The organism is Priestia sp. ABM2_011, from assembly GCF_056158845.1.
Genome location: NZ_JBSWUB010000001.1, coordinates 4,039,303 through 4,062,158 on the forward strand (window position 1 = coordinate 4,039,303; position 22,856 = coordinate 4,062,158).

The 22,856-nt window shown below is 38.7% G+C and carries 21 protein-coding genes and 1 riboswitch; of the genes, 5 read left to right on the forward strand and 16 right to left on the reverse strand.

The window, feature by feature from the left end:
- Positions 1-48 precede the first annotated feature (48 nt).
- The 3 genes from ACXAE4_RS21495 to nhaC all read right to left on the reverse strand — a co-directional run bounded on the left by ACXAE4_RS21495 (position 49) and on the right by nhaC (position 2,816).
- Complete coding sequence (locus ACXAE4_RS21495) at positions 49-174, reverse strand: DUF6254 family protein (protein ID WP_013082238.1); 126 nt, start codon at positions 172-174, stop codon at positions 49-51.
- A gap of 87 nt (positions 175-261) precedes the next feature.
- Positions 262-1,143: an alpha/beta hydrolase family protein gene (locus ACXAE4_RS21500; RefSeq protein WP_014461062.1), complete on the reverse strand. Its 882-nt coding sequence runs from the start codon at positions 1,141-1,143 to the stop codon at positions 262-264.
- Positions 1,144-1,433: 290 nt separating this feature from the next.
- Positions 1,434-2,816, reverse strand: a complete 1,383-nt coding sequence (gene nhaC / locus ACXAE4_RS21505) for a Na+/H+ antiporter NhaC (RefSeq protein WP_114894553.1) — start codon at positions 2,814-2,816, stop codon at positions 1,434-1,436.
- 455 nt (positions 2,817-3,271) lie between these two features.
- On the opposite strand from nhaC, the gene ACXAE4_RS21510 reads away from it, so the two are divergent.
- Positions 3,272-5,386: an ATP-dependent Clp protease ATP-binding subunit gene (locus ACXAE4_RS21510; RefSeq protein ID WP_098112868.1), complete on the forward strand. Its 2,115-nt coding sequence runs from the start codon at positions 3,272-3,274 to the stop codon at positions 5,384-5,386.
- A 50-nt stretch (positions 5,387-5,436) separates the two neighbouring features.
- Here the strand turns inward: ACXAE4_RS21510 and ACXAE4_RS21515 are convergent, their stop codons facing one another.
- Complete coding sequence (locus ACXAE4_RS21515; RefSeq protein WP_033578378.1) at positions 5,437-5,715, reverse strand: hypothetical protein; 279 nt, start codon at positions 5,713-5,715, stop codon at positions 5,437-5,439.
- Positions 5,716-6,055: 340 nt separating this feature from the next.
- On the opposite strand from ACXAE4_RS21515, the gene ACXAE4_RS21520 reads away from it, so the two are divergent.
- Positions 6,056-7,639 (forward strand): PAS domain S-box protein, encoded by a 1,584-nt coding sequence (locus tag ACXAE4_RS21520; RefSeq protein ID WP_098112867.1) that lies wholly within the window; start codon positions 6,056-6,058, stop codon positions 7,637-7,639.
- A gap of 133 nt (positions 7,640-7,772) precedes the next feature.
- Positions 7,773-7,907, forward strand: coding sequence for a hypothetical protein (locus tag ACXAE4_RS21525; protein ID WP_014461068.1), 135 nt, complete (start codon positions 7,773-7,775; stop codon positions 7,905-7,907).
- An 80-nt stretch (positions 7,908-7,987) separates the two neighbouring features.
- On the opposite strand, the gene ACXAE4_RS21530 is transcribed toward ACXAE4_RS21525, so the two are convergent.
- Both ACXAE4_RS21530 and ACXAE4_RS21535 read right to left on the reverse strand, forming a co-directional pair.
- Positions 7,988-9,682: a M3 family oligoendopeptidase gene (locus ACXAE4_RS21530; RefSeq protein ID WP_034268228.1), complete on the reverse strand. Its 1,695-nt coding sequence runs from the start codon at positions 9,680-9,682 to the stop codon at positions 7,988-7,990.
- A 171-nt stretch (positions 9,683-9,853) separates the two neighbouring features.
- On the reverse strand, positions 9,854-10,324 hold the full coding sequence (locus ACXAE4_RS21535; protein WP_475236866.1) for a MarR family winged helix-turn-helix transcriptional regulator: 471 nt from the start codon (positions 10,322-10,324) through the stop codon (positions 9,854-9,856).
- A gap of 199 nt (positions 10,325-10,523) precedes the next feature.
- Between ACXAE4_RS21535 and ACXAE4_RS21540 the strand changes: the two genes are divergently transcribed.
- Both ACXAE4_RS21540 and ACXAE4_RS21545 read left to right on the forward strand, forming a co-directional pair.
- Positions 10,524-11,291 carry a DUF4931 domain-containing protein gene (locus ACXAE4_RS21540; RefSeq protein WP_028414160.1) on the forward strand — a complete coding sequence of 256 codons (768 nt, stop codon included), beginning with the start codon at positions 10,524-10,526 and terminating at the stop codon, positions 11,289-11,291.
- A 156-nt stretch (positions 11,292-11,447) separates the two neighbouring features.
- Positions 11,448-12,179: a ZIP family metal transporter gene (locus ACXAE4_RS21545; protein WP_028414161.1), complete on the forward strand. Its 732-nt coding sequence runs from the start codon at positions 11,448-11,450 to the stop codon at positions 12,177-12,179.
- Positions 12,180-12,243: 64 nt separating this feature from the next.
- On the opposite strand, the gene ACXAE4_RS21550 is transcribed toward ACXAE4_RS21545, so the two are convergent.
- The 10 genes from ACXAE4_RS21550 to ACXAE4_RS21595 form a co-directional block, all read right to left on the reverse strand.
- On the reverse strand, positions 12,244-12,483 hold the full coding sequence (locus tag ACXAE4_RS21550; protein WP_013082228.1) for an aspartyl-phosphate phosphatase Spo0E family protein: 240 nt from the start codon (positions 12,481-12,483) through the stop codon (positions 12,244-12,246).
- 542 nt (positions 12,484-13,025) lie between these two features.
- Complete coding sequence (locus ACXAE4_RS21555) at positions 13,026-14,366, reverse strand: CoA-disulfide reductase (RefSeq protein WP_098112866.1); 1,341 nt, start codon at positions 14,364-14,366, stop codon at positions 13,026-13,028.
- 86 nt (positions 14,367-14,452) lie between these two features.
- A complete protein-coding gene (locus ACXAE4_RS21560; RefSeq protein WP_028414163.1) occupies positions 14,453-15,487 on the reverse strand; it encodes an ABC transporter permease in 1,035 nt (344 codons plus the stop codon).
- Positions 15,484-16,989: a sugar ABC transporter ATP-binding protein gene (locus ACXAE4_RS21565; protein WP_028414164.1), complete on the reverse strand. Its 1,506-nt coding sequence runs from the start codon at positions 16,987-16,989 to the stop codon at positions 15,484-15,486. Before ACXAE4_RS21565 ends, ACXAE4_RS21560 begins: the two co-directional genes overlap by 4 nt.
- Positions 16,990-17,005: 16 nt before the next feature.
- Complete coding sequence (locus tag ACXAE4_RS21570) at positions 17,006-18,082, reverse strand: sugar ABC transporter substrate-binding protein (protein WP_028414165.1); 1,077 nt, start codon at positions 18,080-18,082, stop codon at positions 17,006-17,008.
- A 122-nt stretch (positions 18,083-18,204) separates the two neighbouring features.
- Complete coding sequence (locus ACXAE4_RS21575) at positions 18,205-18,720, reverse strand: cupin domain-containing protein (protein WP_098112865.1); 516 nt, start codon at positions 18,718-18,720, stop codon at positions 18,205-18,207.
- A 15-nt stretch (positions 18,721-18,735) separates the two neighbouring features.
- On the reverse strand, positions 18,736-19,374 hold the full coding sequence (locus ACXAE4_RS21580; protein WP_098112864.1) for a methylthioribulose 1-phosphate dehydratase: 639 nt from the start codon (positions 19,372-19,374) through the stop codon (positions 18,736-18,738).
- On the reverse strand, positions 19,371-20,036 hold the full coding sequence (locus tag ACXAE4_RS21585) for a 2-hydroxy-3-keto-5-methylthiopentenyl-1-phosphate phosphatase (RefSeq protein ID WP_048020344.1): 666 nt from the start codon (positions 20,034-20,036) through the stop codon (positions 19,371-19,373). The genes ACXAE4_RS21580 and ACXAE4_RS21585 overlap by 4 nt, the downstream gene beginning before the upstream one ends.
- A complete protein-coding gene (gene mtnW, locus ACXAE4_RS21590; RefSeq protein ID WP_289578822.1) occupies positions 20,033-21,277 on the reverse strand; it encodes a 2,3-diketo-5-methylthiopentyl-1-phosphate enolase in 1,245 nt (414 codons plus the stop codon). The genes ACXAE4_RS21585 and mtnW overlap by 4 nt, the downstream gene beginning before the upstream one ends.
- Positions 21,278-21,357: 80 nt before the next feature.
- Positions 21,358-21,464: riboswitch (SAM riboswitch) on the reverse strand.
- Positions 21,465-21,594: 130 nt separating this feature from the next.
- The gene (locus tag ACXAE4_RS21595) at positions 21,595-22,767 is read right to left on the reverse strand and encodes a pyridoxal phosphate-dependent aminotransferase (RefSeq protein ID WP_028414169.1); all 1,173 of its coding nucleotides are present in this window, start codon (positions 22,765-22,767) and stop codon (positions 21,595-21,597) included.
- Positions 22,768-22,856: the final 89 nt, after the last annotated feature.

Consider the following 22,856-nt stretch of genomic DNA (forward strand, 5'->3'; position numbering starts at 1 on the left):
AGAGCTTCAGCTCTCCTTTTTTGTGTCTTCTTTTATATGATGGTTAGCTTATTTACGTTTAGGCGTGATTTCTTCTGATAGTTCTTCAAAAGACTTTACTTTTCCATGCGATGGGTTTTGTGATTGCTTTCGTACGTTCCACTGACGCTCTTTTTGACTTTTAGACTGAGTCATTTTGCTTCATCCCCTTTTTATATGCTTACATGTAGTAGGATAAAACAAGCTGCTCTTTTCCATTCATCAAAACTGCTTCCAATTTCTTTACTGCTTAGCTAAATGTATTTTAAACCATTTATCAATTTCCGCGTTATATTGATCATAATAAGCAGTTAGCGGATGGTCTCCGTTTTTATACAGTACATATTTGTATTCTTTTCCCTGCTCATCTAGTTGTTTCACAAGCTTTTCAGCCTGAGTGTGATGAACTTTACGATCATGATCACCCTGTAAAATTAAAAGAGGTGAATTTACTTTATCGCTCCAGTAGACAACAGAACGACTTTTATACCTCTCTGGATACTGCGCCGGATCTCCTACAATTGTCCGCAGCACTTGTTTCATTTCAGGCCCTCTTTGGTCGTAGAATTGAAACATGTCTGTAATACCTGATTGTACGACAACAGCATCAAATTTAACGCCGTTTTTCATCGTTAAATACGTCATCATACCGCCGCGTGAATATCCTAGCGCTACCTTTTGCTGGTGATTTACATAAGGAAGCTGTTCTCCCCATTTAATAAGATTTAATACGTCGTCAATATCTTTACCGCCGTACGTCTCTGTTCCTTCACTTCCGCCATTTCCCCTGTATTGAGTCGCAACAACGACGTAGCCTTTACTTGCCCAGTATGACAAATACTGAAGTGTTTTTGCGCGAATCATGCCATGTTCGCGATTTCCTCCGCGATTATATACTAAAAGCGGATAATGTTTGTCTGCAATGTCTTTAGGCTGTACTAAAAACCCTTTTATCTTTAAATTATCACTAGGATACGTAATGCTATATACATCTACTTTATTTGAATAAGGCGATAATAAATTCAATTTTTCTTTATTTACATCATCACTTTCAGCTCGGTTAAAAACCGCTGTCACACCGAGCACAGCTACAGTGATTAATGCAATGATGCCCCATTTTTTCAACAGAAACCCTCTCCTCAATAAATATCTTTTCTCTTTTATAATGAGTGTTTTCATTTGCCTTTACCCTTCTTAAATGTTTGCTAAAAAGGGCATTCATCCCATCGCCAATACAGCTTATTTATCATACCGCAAAACTCAAATTTCTTCATCTGTAAAGAAATAAGAATTCATACAAATACATGAACAAGAAAGACGTATAGTAAATTGTATTATTAAATTATAGATTTGAAAAGTGAAATGATACTTTTTTTGTCGTTTTTTACCTGTCCTTTTTCAAAAAAAAAGCTCAGTTAAGACTGAGCTTTTTTCTTGGCAATACCAATGCCTGTATATGCTAAAATAATTGAAAAGATAGGACAGAGAATGCTAAAGAATGTAAATGGAATATAGTCAGCTGCTGGAATATTTAATGCTGTTGAAATAAAAGCACCGCTGACACCCCATGGGATAATAGCATTAATAACCGTCCCTCCGTCTTCTAGCGTTCGTGATAAGTTTTTAGGATCCAAATTCCATTTTTCATACAGAGGCTTAAACGTCTGTCCAGGCAAGAGAATCGACAAATACTGTTCTCCTGTGATGACATTCACCCCAATTGAAGATAGAAGCGTAGCAAAAATAACGTCTCCGCTGCGGCGAATTTGTTTTGCTAATCCTTCTAATAAAGCATCAATAATTCCAACTGCTCTCATCAAGCCACCTAGCGACAAGGCAATCATGATAAGGGAAATAGAAAACATCATGGACTGCAGTCCGCCTTTGTTCACAATCGCATCGACCACTTTATTTCCCGACTCTACTGCCGGTCCGCTTTGAAGAACACCTAACAATTGGCTCAGCGTAAATTCATGCTGTGTGATCATTCCTGTAATGATTGCCGTTACAATACCTAAAACTAACGTTGGCAATACATCAACTCTTCTCATTGAAAAAATAAGAACTAGGAGTGGAGAAAGCAACGTTACTACGTGTAAATCAAACGTATGCTTTAATGCTTTTTGAATTTCTTGAATTTCCTCGTAATTGACGTTTCCATGATTTCCGTTCATTCCAATGACCAATGCAACGATGGCAGTAATAACGATACTTGGAACCGTCGTCCACATAATGTGCTGAATATGTTTAGGAAGCGGTACTTCAACGATACCAGAGGCAAAATTTGTTGTATCAGATAACGGAGACATCTTATCTCCAAACACGGCTCCTGAGACAATCATACCTGCTGCTAATCCTGGATGTACACCAATCGCGGTACCTACACCAAATAAAGCGACTCCGACCGTACTGACGGTTGTTAATGAACTTCCCGTGAATGTTGAAACCAATACGGTAATAACCAGCGCACTAATTAAAAAATACTGCGGTGAAATCCAATGGAAGCCGTAGGACAAAATCGTCGGTATTGTTCCGCCTACCATCCAAATAGCAATGAGCATCCCGATCAGCATTAGAATAAGGATAGGCTTAATGCCAAGTCTAACACCGTCTAAAATGCCTTTCTCCATTTCTGTCCACTTATATTTCAACAAAAAGCCAATCACACTAATAAATGCTACACCAAATATTAGCGGAATATGAGGCGGCAGCTTTAACGTAAATAATGAGACAAAAATAATAGCTAATAGCACCAAAACCACCGCTATTGATTGTATAAATGAAATTTCTTTTTTCATGAGGTATTCCCTTTCTATCTTTCTTTTTCACTTAAACGCTTTTATGCTTTTACGCAGTTAAGTGCAAACCTTCTTGAGTATAATTTTTATCTTTGTTGCTGTCAATGACTTATTTTATCCAACGGTAAGCTCTGCACTCATTTTTCTCCTTTTCTTCTTATTAATATTAGTTCTCTCTCCAAGCAAATCATTGTACAAAATGCTTCTAATGTTTTTATATATATAAAACGGGTACACACAAAACACACGTTTTTTTAATGTACTACCTTTTGTACATAAGCGAGGAACTTCCCTCAAAAAATTTTTAAGCAAAAGACTTGAAAGTCAAAAAAGGTCAAAGTATAATGAGATTACGAAAGGTCAAGAAAGGTCAAAGTATAATGAGATTACGAAAGGTCAAGAAAGGTCAAACGCCTGCTGATCTTCGATTAAAATCATTTAGGGAGGCTAATTAAATGATTTGTCAAAACTGTAATAAACGTGAAGCATCTATTCAATTAAATGTACAAACAAATAATCAAAAATCTCAATATCGTTTATGTCATACATGTTATCAAGCACTAATGAAAGAACATAAAATCCCATCAGGCTTTGGAGGTGGCGGCTTTATGAACATCGATGATTTATTCAAGCAAATGGCGCACGAACAAGCTGCACCGGAGCAGCCACAGCAAGGAAACGGCGGCGGAGGCTTTTTAGATCAATTTGGTCGAAACTTAACTCAAATTGCGAAAACGGGATTAATTGACCCTGTTATTGGCCGCGAAGAAGAAGTAGAGCGCGTCATTGAAATTTTAAATAGAAGAAACAAAAACAACCCGGTACTAATTGGAGAACCCGGTGTTGGTAAAACAGCTGTAGTCGAAGGGTTAGCTTTAAAAATTGCGGAAGGAAAAGTTCCTGCAAAGCTGCTAAATAAAGATGTATATCTGTTAGATGTAGCATCACTCGTAGCTAATACGGGCGTGCGAGGTCAATTTGAAGAGCGTATGAAACAGTTAATTTCCGAGCTTCAACAGCGAAAAAACGTGATTTTATTTATCGATGAAATCCACCTTCTTGTAGGAGCAGGTTCAGCGGAAGGTTCAATGGACGCAAGCAATATTTTAAAACCTGCTCTTGCACGAGGTGAACTTCAAGTAGTCGGAGCTACAACTTTAAAAGAGTACCGTTCCATTGAAAAAGATGCGGCTCTTGAACGACGTTTCCAGCCGGTTATGGTTCACGAACCGTCTGTAGAAGAAGCCGTTGAAATTCTAAAAGGAATTCAAAGTAAATATGAAGATTATCACGGCGTTAGCTATACAGATGAAGCGATCCGCGCTTGTGTAAATTTATCACACCGCTACATTCAAGATCGTTTCTTGCCTGATAAAGCAATTGACTTGCTAGATGAAGCAGGTTCAAAAATGAACTTACAGGCAGGCATTACAAATAAAGACGACGCAGCCGCTCGCTTAAAAGAAATTACAAAAGAAAAAGAGCAGGCGCTAAAGGATGAAAAATATGAAGTAGCGGCAAAACTGCGCGATGAAGAAGCTGCTCTTGAAAAACAACTAAACGAAGAACAGCAAAAAATGAATGTGGATATTGCTGACATTCAAGCCATTATTGAAAAGAAAACGGGTATCCCTGTTGGTAAACTTCAAGAAAATGAATCAGCAAAAATGAAGCATTTAGCAGAGCACTTAGCTCAAAAAGTAATCGGACAGCAGGAAGCTGTCGAAAAAGTAGCAAAAGCAATTCGACGTTCTCGCGCTGGATTAAAAGCGAAGCATCGCCCAATTGGTTCATTCTTATTTGTCGGTCCAACAGGTGTCGGTAAAACAGAGTTAACCAAAACATTAGCTGAAGAACTGTTCGGCTCAAAAGATGCAATGGTTCGTCTAGATATGAGTGAATACATGGAAAAACACGCGGTGTCTAAATTAATCGGTTCACCTCCTGGCTACGTAGGTCACGAAGAGGCAGGACAATTAACAGAGAAAGTACGCCGTAACCCTTATTCCATCATCTTACTAGATGAAATTGAAAAAGCTCATCCAGACGTTCAGCATATGTTTTTGCAAATTTTAGAAGATGGACGTCTAACGGATAGTCAAGGTCGCACAGTAAGCTTCAAAGACACGGTTATCATTATGACAAGTAACGCTGGTGTAGGTGAAAAGAAAATTACGGTTGGGTTTGACGCAGAAAATGATGCGCTTAAGCAGGCATCCGTTTTAGATTCACTTTCATCTTATTTCAAACCAGAGTTTTTAAATCGATTTGATACAATCATTGAATTTAATCACCTTGAAAAAGATAACTTGATTAAAATCGTTGACCTTATGCTTGCTGAATTGAAAGAAACATTACAAGAACAAAACATCACGCTGAGCGTAGCAGATGAGGTAAAAGAAAAACTGGCTGAACTTGGCTATCACCCTGCATTCGGTGCTAGACCACTCCGCCGAGCAATTCAAGAACAGCTTGAAGATCGAATTACAGATTTACTGTTAGATGATGCGGACGTATCATCAGTGAACGTAACGTTAAATGAAGCGAGCGAAATCACCGTACAAAACTAATAGAAAAAGCGACTCTACTTGAGTCGCTTTTTTTATAGAAATACTTTCGTTTATTTACTTTCATCTGTTTTTTCATCTGTTTTTTCGTCCGCACTATCCGTTGATTCTTCTTGATCATCAGCTGCTTCATCCCCAGATGAGTCATCTGCTTCGTCTTGCTTCATTGTTTCCTGTGAATCATCTGTCGTTGTATCCTCCGATTGAGTATCATCCGACTGTTCGGTTTGCTGTTCTGTTGCATCTTTTTCATCCGTTTGTGAGTTGCATGCTGTGATTAACATAATTGCTAGAAGTGATCCAAATAACTTGACTAATAAACTTTTGTTCATTTTACCGTCTCCTTTCGAATCATCTGAGCCTCTATGTAGTCACCATTCATATGGCTCTACTGGCAGTATAGCCTATCCAATTGGAAAAAAGTTCACTTTTACAAGGTTATCACAAAAGCTTTACATCTCCTTCATTTCGTTCATATTCCCCTCATATTTCCTTAATAGTTTATGACCAGCCACATTCTAGATCTATCTTCCTTGGTCTAAGTGCTCAATTCGGCTATTCACATAGTTGTAACTATGCTAATATGAGTGATATATTACTGTATCGTGCGACTAGCTGACTATGAAGTTATTCTCCTATAAAATTATTCACCATTTAAGAAAGGGATTTTTTATGGAATCACACAACCTCATAAAAAAACGTAATTTTATTCTTTTACTTATTTTTTGGCTGCTGTATTTTGTCCACATTGTGTTATATCACTTTATTGCAGCTGATCCTCATCCGATTGTTTTTATAAGCGGAGGAATTTTATTATTGGTAGTGACGGCTATGTATTACTTTCATTTTCATCCTGCTATCATTATGTATTCTTTTTTTATATGCTATTATGCCTATATTGCGTACATAACATCTATTGAACCTGCTGTTATTAATTATTTGTTTTTGTTTCTTGGAATAATTGTTAGCTTTATTTACTATAGCTATATCGCTATTGTAACTTCTACATTAATGTCCATAATAATTGTTTTGTACTTTTATGTAAGCAACACTCTTTTTACATCTGTGACTTTCGTGAAATTAGATATCGTTTATTTCATTTTGTTTACGCTGATCACAATGATTATTTTGTTGTATTGTGCTCATTTCTCTAAAAAATTGATTGCTATTACGACGGTCAAAATGAACAAAACCGAAGATGAACTTTACTCAGCTCAAGAGTATTTACAATCTTTTTTCACATACAATCGCGACGCCATTTCCGTGTTCAGTCTAGACGGCAAAGTGATTAAAGTAAACGATGCTTTTGAGCAAATATACGGATGGAAAGCGGAAGAAATTGTCGGAAAAGCCATCCCATTTATTCCTGCTAGCTTAAAAGGCGACGCTGAAAACCGATTAGAAAGGGTTAAAAAAGGAGAAAAGCTGGTAGCCTTTGAAACCCAAGATAAGCGAAAAGACGGAAAAATAATTGAAGTAGAAATTACTGTTTCACCTATTTTTAATCGTGATCAGCAAGTCGTTGCGCTTTTTGGTATTTCACGCGATCTTACAGAAGAAAAGGAAACAGAAAAATTTCTTCGCCAAACCGATAAATTATCTTTAGCCGGCGAAATGGCAGCGGGCATCGCTCATGAAATTCGAAATCCGCTTACTTCCCTGAATGGATTTATTCAGCTTATTCATGAAGACAGCAGCCGCTATCATTCTTATACAACCATCATGCTGAGTGAACTGAATCGTATTAACTCAATCGTTGGAGAATTTTTATTGCTCGCTAAACCTCATGATACGGTTATGAAAAAACATGCATTCTCTACTATTTTAAATGACGTTATTCTTCTGTATGAATCAGAATGTGTATTAAAAAACGTCGTAGTTAAAACGCAGGTGGAAGCTCCGCATACATACATCTGCTGTGATGCCAATCAAATTAAGCAAGTACTCATTAATTTATTAAAAAATGCGCTCGAAGCTATGCCTAGCGGAGGAGAAATCCATTTAAACGTTACTCAGCATACTAAAGGCCTTACTATTTTCATTAAAGATACAGGAGTAGGTATTCCCTCAAATTTGCTTACGCACATTCAAAAGCCCTTTTTTACCACGAAGCCATCAGGCACCGGTCTTGGACTTGTTGTGATTAAAAACATTCTGTATCAGCATAAAGGAACATTTGAAATTAAAAGCACTGTGGGCGAAGGAACCAGCGTTACCCTTACGATTCCTTTATGGGAACAAGGAGTGAACCATTAAAAAAAGAGGCTAGAACAAAAGTATGTTAGTTGAAGGAAATCCGAACGAGTTTATTTTTTAATTAAAAATCAAACTCATTCGGATTTTTTTATTATGAGGGTGAGCGTAGGTTTAATCTAGGTGCTTCTAGCTGTTGATTGGAGGGCAAGGCGAAGACTCCTGCGGGAAAAGCGGAATAGGTGAGACCCCGCAGGAGCATAAGCGCCGAGGAGGCTCACCAGCCGCCCGCGGAAAGCGAAGCCTTGCACGGAAATCAACGGCGGTGTAACAAGCGATTCATACTAGATTGTTTCTCACATTTGTTCGTCTTTAGATTCGATTGATTTTGTTATGTCTCAAGCCCTGTTTTTATAGCTTTTTATCATCAATACTATTTAAATAGTTTTCAATTTCATCTACTACAGACTGCACGCAGCCCTCTTCGAATGGAGAGATCAAATTCGCTTCCTCTACTAATTCTAAAAATGGCTTACTTCCGCCAAGCTTACACAAATGAACGTAATCTTGCCATGCTTGTTCATGATTTTCTCGATCCTTTTTCCAAAATTGAAATGCACAAATTTGAGCGAGCGTATAATCAATATAATAAAACGGAGACGTGTAAATATGAAGCTGGCGCTGCCAGAAGCCACCGCTTTCTAGATAATGATGGCCATCATAGTTTTTAGAAGGCATATATTTCTTTTCAATTTCTCGCCACGTTTGTTTTCGTTCCGAAGGCGTCATCTCAGGGCGTTCGTATACAGCATGCTGAAATTCATCTACTGCTACCCCGTAAGGCAAGAAAGTTAAGCCTGAGCTTAAATGAGAAAACTGGTATTTATCTTTGTCTTCTTTAAAGAACAACTCCATCCAAGGCCATGTAAAATACTCCATGCTCATCGAATGAATTTCAGCTCCTTCATGCGTAGGCCAGTGATACTCATTGGTTTCCATATCTCGGCTGGAATACACTTGAAAAGCATGCCCTGCTTCATGCGTTAACACATCAATATCGCCTGATGTTCCATTAAAGTTTGAAAAAATAAACGGCGCTTTGTATTCTTCAATAAACGTACAGTAGCCTCCGCCTGCTTTGCCCTTTTTAGCGACTAAATCCATTAAATTATTTTCAAGCATAAAGGAAAAAAATTCGTCCGTTTCTTTAGAAAGCTCCTTATACATAACCCGTCCATTTTCAATAATCCACTTTTCATCACCTTTTGGCACTGCGTTTCCTGTTTCAAACTGAAACGGTTCATCATAATAAGTTAAGCTCTCTACTTGAATTCTTTCCTGCTGACGCTTTTTTAGTTTTTCAGTAAGGGGAACAATATACTCTTTCACTTGTTGGCGAAAAGCGGCAACCATTTCAGCATCGTACCCTATTCTAGACATACGAGCATAGCCCACTTCTACGAAATTTTTATAGCCTAATTTTTCAGCAAGCTTAGTCCGCACTTTTACAAGCTTGTCGTAAATATCATCAAATTCCTCTTCATGATCAGTAAAAAATTGAAACTTCGCTTCTGCTGCTTTTTTTCTCATTTCTCGATCAGATGACTCCATAAACGGATCGAGCTGAGCTAACGTTCTTTCTTCTCCTTCAAATACAATTTTAGCTGACGCCACTAGCTTCGTATATTGAGATGATAGCTTATTTTCTTCCTGCAGCTCTTTTACTATTTCAGGAGAGAACGTTTTTAACTGCATTTCAGCAAGAGAAAACAGCTGCTTTCCCCACTTTTCTTCTAGTTCCGGTTTAAAAGGTGAAGAGATTAAGGCTTTGTAAAATTTCTCTACGTATCCTTCTAAAAGCGGCTGTGTTTCATCAAAATAGTCTTGTTCTTCTTTATAAAATTCATTGGCTGTGTCGATAGAATGACGAATATAGCAGATGTTCCCCATTGTACTGTACTGAGAATACGCATCGTTTGCTAGACGAATTGCCTCATTTTGCTGACTGACTGACCCTGCTTCCGTAAAATGTGTAATGGCCTTTTCAAACTGCTTTTCAATTTCATTCATATCAGGTCGCGTATATGTATAATTCTCAAATTTCATCATTTATTCCCCTTCCTCTATATGTCTGTATGTAACCTAATTCGTTTTTATCCAGCTGTATTCCTGTTAATTTCAATTTTTTGTCACTTTTTATTTTTTATGTCGATTGGTCATGAAAGAAGTCATAGAAAAAACTCGTTTGTTCAACAGAAACAAACGAGCTTTCCTTACTTAATTAGTCGATTCCGGCAAAAATTCATCTGCATAGTGCCCTAGTTTCTTAAGCATCGAAATGGCAACTTCCTTTTCTTCGCTAGATAAAACGGATAAAATTTCATGAATTCTTTTTTCGTGACTCGGAAACATGCTTTCAATCATTTCCTTGCCTTGCTTGGTGATAGCTGCATAGGTTACGCGACGATTGTTCGGACAAGCAACACGCTCCAAGAAGCCTTTTTTCTCAAGCTTGTCTACTACATACGTAATACTGCCGCTTGCCAACAGAATTTTTCCGCCAATTTGCTGAAGAGGCTGCTGGCCTTTGTGGTACAATAACTCTAGGACAGCAAATTCGGTTGGATTCATTCCATGCTGTTGAATAAATTTATGCACATGATCATTAATTGAACGATTGGCACGAGATAGTACAATAAATAATTTAAGAGATTGGTCTAACTCTTCTCTAGTTACATCATTCGTCATTTTAATCAGTTCCTTTGATATTATCTTGATATCAAGATAATACTAAAATTTCCCTTCAAAGTCAATCAAAGCAGGCTTATTTCATCGGTTATTCTCTCTGCTTGTACAATTTTTTTGATAAAAAATGTATATAAGTGGATTTATACATATGCTTTTAATACAATAAACATATGAACATTACATAAAAAGGTGAATGATTATGAAACCAACCCATTTATTATTTAATTCCGCGATTGGTTCGCAAAAGCCTGAAACAATCGTTAACCGGCAAAACCCCTGTCCCTTTTGCGACGTAGAATCTCTTACAGGCATCATTGAAAAACAAGGACCTATCATTTGGCTAAAAAATAAGTTTCCCGTTCTGCAAGATGCTTATCAGACGGTTATTATTGAGACCGATGAGTGTTCGTCAGAACTATCTATTTATCCAAAAGAACATCTGTATACCTTGCTGAGTTTTGCTACTGAACGATGGATATCGATGATGAACAGCGGAGAATATGCTTCTGTTCTTTTCTTTAAAAACCACGGCCCCATGTCCGGAGGATCATTACGACATCCTCATATGCAAATTATTGGTTTAAATGAGATGGATGTAAATGAAAATGTGAAGCTAGAGCAGTTTGAAGGAGTCACAATTGCCAAAAATGAACACGTCACATTTAATTTATCTGTAAAACCTCGAATGGGCTTTTTTGAATTTAACGTGATAACAGATCAGCTTGACAAAGAGCTGCACACGTTTGCAGATTATCTTCAAACGGCTGCTCACTATTTATTAAATCATTTTCATCGTAGCTGCACGAGCTACAACTTGTTTTTTTATAATCTTAAAAACGGCAAAATTGCAGCGAAAATCATTCCTCGCTTTGCCACATCTCCTTTGTATGTAGGATATGGCATTCCTCAAGTTTCCAATAAGCTTGAGCACATTGCTAACCAAGTTCAGGAGCTGTACTTCACCTAAAAAGTTGAACCTTCACTGGTTCAACTTTTTTGTAAAATTATTGCATAAAGCTGTTCATTTTTAAAATAGTCATGCTCATAGAAAACAAAAAAACATACACTAAAAGAACGATGTGAATTGAGGATAAAAAGAAGAATACGTAAAAGGAGACGGTTTATGACTGAGGTACTAATTGGAAGCATTCTTTCTGCGCTATCGACTGGAGTAGGCGCTTTGCCTATTCTATTTTTGAATCAAGAACTCACTCATCGCTGGAAAGATATACTTCTTGCGCTCACTGCAGGCATTATGACAGCAGCTTCTACTATGAGCTTAATTCCAGAATCTCTTCAAAGCGGCGGTTTTTTTTCCTTAGCGATTGGCTTACTGCTTGGCGTGGTAACATTAACACTCTTGGAGCAAAATATTCCTCACATTGATCTTGAGCATTCTAAAACCGGCATACAGTTTGATGAAAAAGCACTTTTAATTGTTTCCGCTATTACGTTGCACAACCTTCCTGAAGGACTGTCTGTTGGTGTGAGCTACGCTTCAAATGTTGAAAATACAGGGAACTTAATTGCCCTTGCAATCGGTCTTCAAAATGCACCTGAAGGACTGTTGGTCGCGCTATTTTTAGCTCAGCAAAATATCAGTAAAATAAAAGCATTTTTAATTGCTACCCTTACAGGATCAGTTGAAATTGTAACGTCTTTACTCGGGTTTTATTTAACTAATTTTGTGGAGTCTCTCGTTTCATATGGATTAGCGTTTGCTGCTGGAGCCATGCTTTTTATTATTTATAAAGAGTTAATTCCGGAAAGTCACGGCGATGGAAACGAAAGATTTGCTACTTATTCGTTTATTTTTGGTATTTTGTTTATGATTTTTTTAATTAACATTTTTTAAAGCTGAAGAGAGGCCACGGGCAGCGTAATTGTTTCACTGCCCGATCCCGAATGCTTGTCCTGCATTACAGCTTTGAAAAAGATAAAAAGCGGCTAATCAGTGTGGCAAACGATGTCTTTTCTTCCTCTTCTTTTAAACGCTGCTTTTGATAAACGAGTAAGAGCTGATCAAGCTCTTGACTACAGGTAACGGTTTCTTCATTAGTCAGACCTTTTTCTTCTCCGAGCTGCACCATCTTTTGTCTTTTTTGGACGATTTCCACTAATAATCTCTCTGATTTCGTTCTATTTCTCACTCCAAACACAAAATCCTCTCCTATGACAAAGAAATTAGCTTATAACGCATTATTACAAATTCTACTAAATATGTAAATAGAGTCGCAATAATAGACATTTTTTTCGCAAAAAAATTATTTTGTCGGAATTTACAAACGCTTACATTACTATAGGAATACCGTTTATCTTTTTTTTACAAGTTGTTTTTCGACAAAAGATGCTGCTTGTCGAATAAAAAAGAGGTTGAGACATAACGAAATAAATCCAATCGAAAGACGAACAAATGAGATACATGAGCTGGACTGCTTATGACACCGCAATTGATTTCCGTGCAAGGCTTCGCTTTCAGCGGGCGGCCGCTGAGCCTCCTCGTCGCTTTCGCTCCTGCGGGGTCTCACCTGTTCCGCTTTTCCCGCAGGAGTCTTCTCCTTGCCCTCCAATCAATTGCTAGAAGGAACGAAACAAATAAAACGATGTGCACCATCACAAAAAAAAAGAACCACTCATCAAACAGGTTGATGAATGGTTCTTTTTTTACTTGGACTCAACTACTTTTGTCCCAGGCTCTTTTTTATTCAGCTTTTTGAGCAGCGATTTGTACAGCATCCCATACCGTAGCAAAAGGAGGGGCATATGAAAGATCTAGCATGGTTATTTCATCTGTTGTGAGGCGGCAAGTAATAGCTGTCGCAAATACATCGATTCGTTTTGCAACTCCTTCTTTCCCAATCATTTGAACTCCTAAAATCTCTTTTGTTTCAGGATGATAAACAAGTTTTATGACCATCTTCTCAGCTCCTGGATAGTAAGAAGCATGACTCGGAGCCTCGGCTGTGATGGCTTTGTATAAAAGAGAATTTTCTCTTGCTTCTCTTTCTGAAATGCCGGTTTTTCCGATTTCATAGTCCATCACTTTGACAATGCTTGTACCTAAAACACCCGGAAATTCTCTATTTTCTCCCCCTAATCGGTAACCAAGAACCCTTCCCTGCTTATTGGCAATGGTTCCAAGAGCAATATGAACGTCTTTTTTTAATACGCGGTGATAGCTCGTTGCACAATCTCCCGCTGCGTAGATATGAGGCACGTTGGTTTCCAACTTCTCGTTTACTAAAATAGCTCCATTTTCAAGCATTCTTAGTCCGTTTCTTTCTAAGAATTGCGTATTCGGACGAACTCCTACATTTACAATCACTAAATCCGTTTGGTACGTTTGACGGTTTGTTTGAACGTGAGTGACGGAACCATCTGAATGCAGCAATGCTTCCACTTCTTCTTCGAAATGAAATAGAATATCGTCATCTAGCTGCTTTTGTAAATGCTCTGCCATGTCTTGATCTAAAATAGATAGAATCTGCTTTCCCTGTTCAATGACCCGTACTTCTTTTCCCAAAGCCTTCATTGCTTCAGCTACTTCCATTCCGACATATCCTCCACCAATAATAGTGACTTTTTCTACGGAGTGAGCCTGTAGATATGTATAGATTCTTTCGCTGTCTTCTAATGACTTTAATGTGCATACATTCGGCATGTTATCACTCATAAAATTAGGTTTAACAGCCGTTGTTCCAGTTGCAATGATGAGTTCATCATATGTTATCTCTTTTTCAGCGTGCGTTTTGACATCTTGTGCTACTATGTATTTCTTTGTATGGTTTACTTCTTTAACTTCGTGAAAAAGATGGACGGAGATATTTCGCTCTTCAAACTCTTGTTTCGTACGAGCAATCAAATCGTCTTTTTCTTTTACAACACCTGACAGATAGTAAGGCATGCCACATGCGCTGTAAGAAATATCTCCACCTTTTTCAAACACAAGGATTTCCACTTCTTCTTTTTCTTTCATCCGGCGAAGCTGTGAAGCTGCGCTCATTCCGGCGGCTACTCCTCCTATAATGACGACACGTTTCATCTATACTCCCTCTTTCTACATAAATAATAGATTATACTATTGTTTTTCCTTATTCTTCCCGATTTCAAACGAAAAAAAACGGCTGTTTACACAGCCGTAGATGTTTGTTTCGAGCGGTAATACGTTAAAGCCAAGGCTCCTGCTAATACAGCTCCTTTAATAATATCTTGCATATAATACGGAACATTTAGCATCGTTAATCCATTTAACAGCACACCAATTAAAATAGAGCCAATCAGCGTCCCGAATACATTCGGTTTCCCTGCTCCAAATACGGAAAAGCCAATGTATGTCGCAGCTACGGCATCCATTAAAAATGGTGAGCCTGCGTTCACTTCTCCTACTCCAATACGGGCAGCTAAAACGACTCCTCCAATTCCAGCAAGCAAACCTGAAAACATATAGGCATACATACGATAACGATTAACCGGTACACCCGAAAGTCTTGCTGCTTCTATGTTACCTCCTGTTACGTAGAAAAAACGACCAAACTTTGTATAGGAAAAAACGATATGAACAAGCAGCACAGTCAGCAGCATAATGATCACAGGGACGGGAATACCTAGAAAGTGACCTTGCCCCAGCGCAAGGAAAGAAGGAATGAAAATTCCCGGAGCTCTTTCTCCGCTTGGTAAAGGCATATTGGTATAAATAGCTGAGCCTTTTGTATACGTTAATAAAATCCCCTGTACGATAAACATCATTGAAAGCGTGGCTAAAATATCAGGAATCTTTACTTTCACTACTAAAAAAGCATTCACTAACCCGATGAGAAGCGATGCAATAATCGGAACAATGATCGCAACTGCAATTTCTTGTCTGTGTAAAACGAGCATAGAAGCTGATAAAATAGTGGCTAAACCAGCCGTAGATCCTACAGATAAGTCGAGTCCGTTGACCGTTAACGATATCGTTACACCAAGCGCAATTAAGGTAACAATGGAAATAGAGCGCAGAATATCACTAATGTTTTCTCCTGTTAAAAAGTTAGGTGTGGCAATGGAAAAAATAATCATAATAACAAAAATCATTAAGACTGTCCCATATTTGTAAAAAAAGTCGAAAACGCTTATTTTTCTCTTTGGTTTCGCTACAGGTTCTGTTACATACTCCGCACTCATCCTTTTACTCCTCCTGCTGTATAATAAAATAATTTTTCACTAGTTGCTTCTTCTTTGGATAATTCTTTCACGATTTTCCCGTTGTACATAACATAAATTCGATCCGCTACCCCTAGCAGCTCCTCGAATTCACAGGTTGCATAAACAACGCCTTTTTGCTGTGACACAAGCCCTGTAATTAAGTCGAATATCTCTCGCTTAGAGCCCACATCAACCCCTTTAGTTGGCTCATCGAACAACAGTACGTCAGAATCCGTAACAAGCCATTTTCCGATTGCTACTTTCTGCTGATTTCCACCGCTTAACGTTCCAACTGACTGCTCGATAGAATGAGACTTTACGCCAACTTGCCCAGTCGTTTTCTGCGCTTTTTCTTTGATCTTTCCTCGCTTTAGAAACGAATAATTTGTAAAGCGGGACAGACTTGGCAAAACTAAGTTATCGGCAATCGATTCATGAACAAAAATTCCTTCTTTTCTTCGTTCTTCAGGAACAAGAGAAAGACCTTGTGCAATATAATAATACGGCTGCTTATTCAACTTTAGTTTCTTGCCTTTTAACCGAACGCTGCCGCTGACATATTGCTCTAAACCAAATAGACTTCGGCAAAGCTCCGTTTTCCCTGCTCCTACAAGCCCTGCAATACCGACTACCTCTCCTTCTTTTACATGAAAAGAGATATTCGAAAGGCGCCCTGGAAGGGATAATGCTTCTACATGTAAAAGTTCGTTTCCAACTTCTACTGATTTTTTGACCCACTGTTTTACAGAAGACGTTCCTAACATGAGCGTAATCACGTCTTCAATTGATGTATGTGAAGTTTCTTTTGTAGCTACATAGCGTCCGTCCTTTAAAACCGTTAAGCGGTCGCAAATATCAACCACTTCTTGAAGGCGATGTGAAATATAAATAATGCCTACTCCGCTTTTCTTCAGCTCTCTCATCACAGAAAACAATTGTTTCGTCTCTTCCACACTAAGAGGTGCGGTTGGTTCATCCAAAATTAAATAATCAACATTCTGTACAATTGCACGTGCAATAAGCACCTGCTGTTTTTCTGATAGAGTTAGATCAACAACATTTTTTTTAACGGATAAAGAAGAACCAAGTAAAGAAAGAGCTTCTTCCGCTTTCTTATAAATAGATTTCCAGTTTACAAATGTCTTACTTTTCTTAGAAACCTGCACGTCTAACACAATGTTTTCAGCTACTGATAGCGAAGGAATCAGCGCTACATCGACTTCTTGGTGTACAATGCCGATGCCGTGGCTCTTCGCTTCTTTAGGAGAAGAAATAGAGATTTCTCCTCCGTCTTTGTAAATCTTTCCTTCGTACTCGTCGTAAGCTCCGCACAATATTTTCATCAACGTACTTTTACCGGCACCATTGGCTCCCAATAAAGCATGAATTTCCCCTTTTTGAACAGTAAAATCAACTTTGTTCAGCGCTTGAAAAGAACCAAAGTTTTTTGTAATGTTCTTCATTGAAAGCTCGTTCGTCATGTCTGTCCCTCCACTTCTACTCTTTTTTACCCCATTCTTCTACGTACTGACTAAGCTGGTCCATATTAATCGTTTGATTAGGCAAGTCAGTTTGTTTGACTAAAACCGGATCAAAGGAATAATAACGAGGGATCTCTTGACCGGAAATCTTTTTAAGAAGCAGATCAACCTGCTTTTCTCCTACTGAAGCTGGGTTTACAGCAGCTGACGCTTTCCACGGGCTGTTTTTTGCCTGCATCATTTGCAGGTCTTCATCAGATAAGTCCACTCCATATACCTTAATCTCATCTCGTCCTGCTTCTTTAATCGCTCTTGTGACTCCTTTTGCAAATTCGTCCCAAGGTGCCCAAACGGCTGCAATGTCTCCTTTATTTGGATACTGCTTTAATACAGCCGCCATTTTATTTTGAGTGTCTAGAGAGGTGTTGTCTGTTGCGCTTCCAAACGTGGCAATTTGTTTTACATCTGGATAGCGATTCATCATAATTTTATAAATGCTGTCGCGTTTTTCCATCGGTGCAAAGCCTCCAACAAACGCATATACAATATTTCCTTTTCCGTTAATGTCCTGCATCATTTGCTTCAGCCCCTGGAGCGCAAGCATATAATCATCTTGGTCAATCGTTGTAACGCCTTCTACTTTTAATTCTACGTCTGTTGCAATAACGGGAATCCCTTTTGCAATCGCGCGCTTCACGCCAGGTTCAAGGGTTTCAGCCCGGCCGTGGTCAATCATAATACCGTCAACATTTTGGTTAATAGCCGTGTCTAAATACGCCGCCATTTTAGATTGATCATTATTAGAATCAGAAACGGATAGCTGTACTCCTGCTTTTTTAGCCGCTTTTGTCACACCTGTTATGTACTGAGCAGCGTGAGTGCCTGACGTAAATTCAGAAATAAGAGCAATTTTTGTATCTTTCGTAATCTTTTTTCCTTCTTGCTGTACAGGCTTAGCAGAAGCCGCTTGCTGCGCTGGAGCTGCCTGTGCTTTCTCGTTTAGACTTGGCTGTTCTTTCGTGCAGGCAGCCAGCGCAAAAACTAGAAGCACGAGCAAAGTAAGTGGCCACAGCATTTTTTTACTCTTTTTCATGGTGTTCCTCCTATTAAACTTATTATTCATATAAAAATAGTTAGTTTTATAATAATCCAAAGAATACCCCGCTTTTAGATGTAAAAGTGGGGTGATCATGACCTATGCTTTACAAGTAGTTGTTATGCGTAAATAGGTACCCATCCTTCAGTTGTCACGAAAATTCGCACAGCGACTACTTTACGATCTTCCATTAGTGTAAAGTAATGAAGAATGTTTTCTGGTACTGAAATTAAATCGCCCGGCTCTAATTCAACATCAAAAAATTCACCGTCTTTTCCTTGAATAACAAAGATTCCATGACCGCTTACGATAAAGCGAACTTCGTCATCTGTATGAATATGCTTGCGCTGAAAGTTTTTTAACAATTCATCAATGTTTGGTGTAGATTCCGATAACGAGATAACATCTTGAGCTTTATAGCCGCGGCGTTCAGAAATATCTTTAATATCCTCACCAAAAGCGTTTAAAATTTCTGTTTTTTCTTCATCAGTTAAATCATATTTTTCACGAAGATTTTCTGGAAGTTTTGTAATATCCCAGTTTTCATAAATAACTTCATTGTTTGCCAGAAAAACTGATACTTCCTCTTGAGTTTCAATCCTTTTATTATTTACATGTAAGCGAATTTGCGCCATTTTTATTTCCTCCTTTTATAAATGCACCTTTGGCTTAATGCCTTTAAGTGATAGTAATTTCACATGGTAGCTAAATAGAAATTCATAGGCTTCTAGCGCTTTTTTTGTTTCAAACGCATTTTTCCCCCATACCGTAATCCCGTGGTTACGAATTAAAATCGCGCCTTGATCGCCTTTTATATGGTGAGAAAATTCTTCTGCTAGTGTCGGAATATCCGCGTAATTCGGAATAATCGGAACAGTAATTTCCGCATCTTCCTCCCAAATACCCAGTGCCTTAATAATTTCTTGGCCTTTGAATGAAATAAACCCTTCACCTCCGTACAGTTCAGAGATCACGTTGTTGTCGATTGTATGTACATGAAGGCTGCACCCAGCATTCGTTGACTCGTAAATCTTAACGTGTAAAAGCGTTTCAGCAGAAGGCTTTAAATGCGTTTCTTCTGCAGGCTTCCCGTATTGATCAACTAACAAAAAGTCTTCATTTGTGCGTTTTCTTTTATCTTTTCCACTTGCTGATACAAAGAAAGTTGTCGGATTTTGATCCACTTTAATCGCTAAGTTTCCGCTTGTACCGAAGAACCAATCGCGCTCTGCCAACTCATCTTTTATATCTGCAAGCTCGTGTAATCTTTGCTGAGCCATAATACTCATGCTTTCACCTCTTCTGTTAATTCTTGTAAATGGTGAATCACATCATAAAAAGTAGAAAAAGGACGATACGGTAGAGATAGCTCTTCGCATTTTTTAATTAAAAAGTCACGCGCAATGACAGTGTCAGCTAATTTGGCAGCCTGCAAATCTGTAATGGAATCGCCAATAACAACCGTATGATCTCTTTCATCTGCAAGATGGCGAATAATCGTTGGCTTACAGCAGCCGCAGTCATTTGTACACTGTTTATCACATGTATGAGGCCACGTAATGGAAATATGCTCACCGGAAAAATCAGATCCGTTGCAGTAGAGCATTTCCTCTGCAACTCGATTTCCCAAAAGCGGTTTTACAAAAAAGTCAATTCCTCCGCTTACAATATAAAGCGGAATATGATGCTCTTTTGTATAGGCAATAAAATCATCAAATCCATCTCGAATAGCAGACGTCTCTAAAATATAAGAAATAATATCTTCCTTTAATTCCACGGGAAGCAAGGCAAACATTTGCCCTACTCCTTCTTGAATGGAGACGCGCTGTGCTAGCACGTCGTCTTTAATACTTTCCCACTCCGGAGGAGCAAATTGTTTCATAATAGCAATAATGTTATCGCTATTTGTGATTGTTCCATCAAAGTCACAAAAGATTTTTAACGATGTCATGCTTTCACCTCTACTGTTCCCCATAGTTGCAAAGCTTTTTGCAACTCTTTTGATTCTTCCGCTTTTTCGGCTAGTGTTTGATGAGAGAGTACTGCATCTATCGCCGAACGGAATGCTTTTCCTCCTCCGATAGCGCCGTCTGGATGACCGTGAACTCCGCCTCCTGCATTAATAATGCTGTCGATTCCAAAGTCTTTCACAAGCTGCGGTACCATTCCAGGATGAATTCCTGCTGAAGGAACCGGGAAAGTCTGCTTATATTTGTACACAGGACGCGTTAATTCGTAGGCAATGCCTGTCGTATCTTCAAGAGAAAGCGCTACGCTTCCGTATGGTGATGGAAACAGTGAGAAATCTGCTCCGGCTAAGCGCAATAGTTTTCCAAGCAGTAATGAATTTGAAAAACCGTAAAACTCTGATGGCGTAAGCGCTCCGCTAACAGCTGGGTGTGCCATAATCGGCAAGTTAATTTCATCATCTTCTCGAAGTGCCTGCAGTACGTCTAACCCGTAAGCAAATACGTTGAATAAAAGAGCATCGGCTCCTAGCTCAGCTGCTTTTCTCGCTTTTTCTTTTAATTCAAACGTTCGTCCCGTTAAATTAACAGCATACAGCGTGCGGTGTCCCGTTTTTTCGTATACGTCATTCAGTACTTTTTTTCCTTCTGTAACGCGAGTTTCAAAAGGTGTTCGTTCACTATCAAACAAAATCTCGTCGTCTTTAACCAAATCCACTCCGCCAAGCGCTTGCTCACGCAGCTGAGTTGTTAAGTACGTCATGTCTCTTCCAATCACGCCTTTAAAAATACTCATCACAAGCGGACGGTCATAAACGCCTAGTTTCTCTCGTATACCTTCTATTCCAAAGCGCGGTCCTGGGAATTCAGCTAATAATTCATCAGGAAAATCCAAGTCTAATAATTTCACTTTTCCATCAAGTGATAGTTTTCCGAAAACCGTAACTAAAATAGCCGGTAAATCTCTTGAAAAGTTGGCAGTAGGATAAGCAATTTTGACAATAGCCTGCTTAACCTCTCCGCCTAAATATCCGTTAACACGTTCGCAGTCTTGAAGCTCAGTTACGGATACGACGCGCCCTTTATGCTTTTGAAGCTGCTGTTGATCTAAAAGCGGCAGATCTGTCCATGAGCCGACGGTTAGTCCTAAAGCGATTCCTTCCGCTTTTTTATGAAAATTTCCTTTATTGTCATGTAGTAAGTAGCTTGCAACGATTTCACTCATTATGCTAAAAACTCCCTTGCTGTTTAATATCGTTAATAAAAAAAACCTCTTCTGTGATTAAGAAGAGGCTTTCGTTGCTCTTCTTATCTCTCAGCTGCTGCTGCAAGAATTAGCACCGTGCTTAACATGCGTTAAGTCGGTTGCCGGGCTTCATCGGGCTAGTCCCTCCACCTACTCTTAATAAGAAAGTTGCTATTTATTTAAATTGAATTCGTAGATTATATACTAAATAAAAAATACCGCTAGGATTTATCGGTTATTAATCTCGTTAACTTCTTACATATTAAGCCAACTCAAAAAGGATTGTCAATGCGTTTTTAAAATAAATTTAATTTTTTTATTCGAGATACAGCTTCTCTCATGCGCTCTTCATCCGTCAGCAGTCCTACGCGCACATAGCCTTCACCATATGTTCCGAAGCCTACTCCAGGTGCCACTACAACGTGGGCTTTTTCAAGAAGTAAATCTGAAAATTGTTCAGAAGTATATCCTTTAGGAACTTTTAGCCATGCAAAAAAGGAACCCGCTGGAGATGTAACGTCCCAACCAATTTCTTGAAGCCCTTGAATAAAGGTATTGCGTCTAGATTCATAGCGCTTAACTAAATCATTCACACATTGTTGAGATTCTAACAGAGCTGCCGCTGCTGCCTCTTGAACCGCTCCAAAGAGGCTGACATACATATGATCTTGAAGAAGATTAATAGCTTCTACTACACTTTCATTTCCTACAGCAAATCCAACTCGCCATCCCGCCATGTTATACGTTTTAGAAAGAGTATAAATTTCAATTCCCGTCTCTTTTGCACCAGGAGTCTGTAAAAAGCTGATTGGCTTTTTACCATCAAATCCAATGGCTCCGTAGGCAAAGTCGTGTACCACACAAATATCGTGCTTGGCAGCAAACGCCACGGTGTCTTCAAAAAATTCTGCCGTTGCCACTGCACCGGTAGGATTATTCGGATAGTTTAAAAACATGAGCTTTGCCTGTTCTTTAGCACGTTCACCTATCTCTTCGTATACGGGCAGAAAATGATTTTCAGCCGTGAGCGGCATCACTTCCATCTTTGCTTTTGCAAGCTCTACTCCAGACCAGTAATCAGGATATCCAGGATCCGGAACCAGCACCGTATCTCCAGGGTTTAATAAGCACTGCGGAATTTCTACAAGTCCACCCTTCCCGCCAAACAAAATAGCTACTTCTTTTTCAGGATCCACATCAACGCCATATTCTCGTTTATAAAAAGTCGCAACGGCCTCTTTTAAAAACTGGTGCCCCCGAAATGGAGAATATTTATGATGCATAGGATTAGCACTTGCTTTTTGGAGTGTTTCTACAATATGTGAAGGAGTAGGCTGATCAGGATTTCCCTGCCCTAAGTTAATAACGTCGTGCCCTTGGGCCATTACTTTTCCTACCTTGCCTACAAGTGATGCAAAAAATTGTTTTGGTAAACTTTTTAATAGTTCCGATTGCTCAAATTGTTTCATCATCGCACACCTTCTCAAAAAATTCTTGAAATTCTAGTCACAAATAATATATTGTAATACTCAACTTGTAAAGTCATTTTTTTCAACTA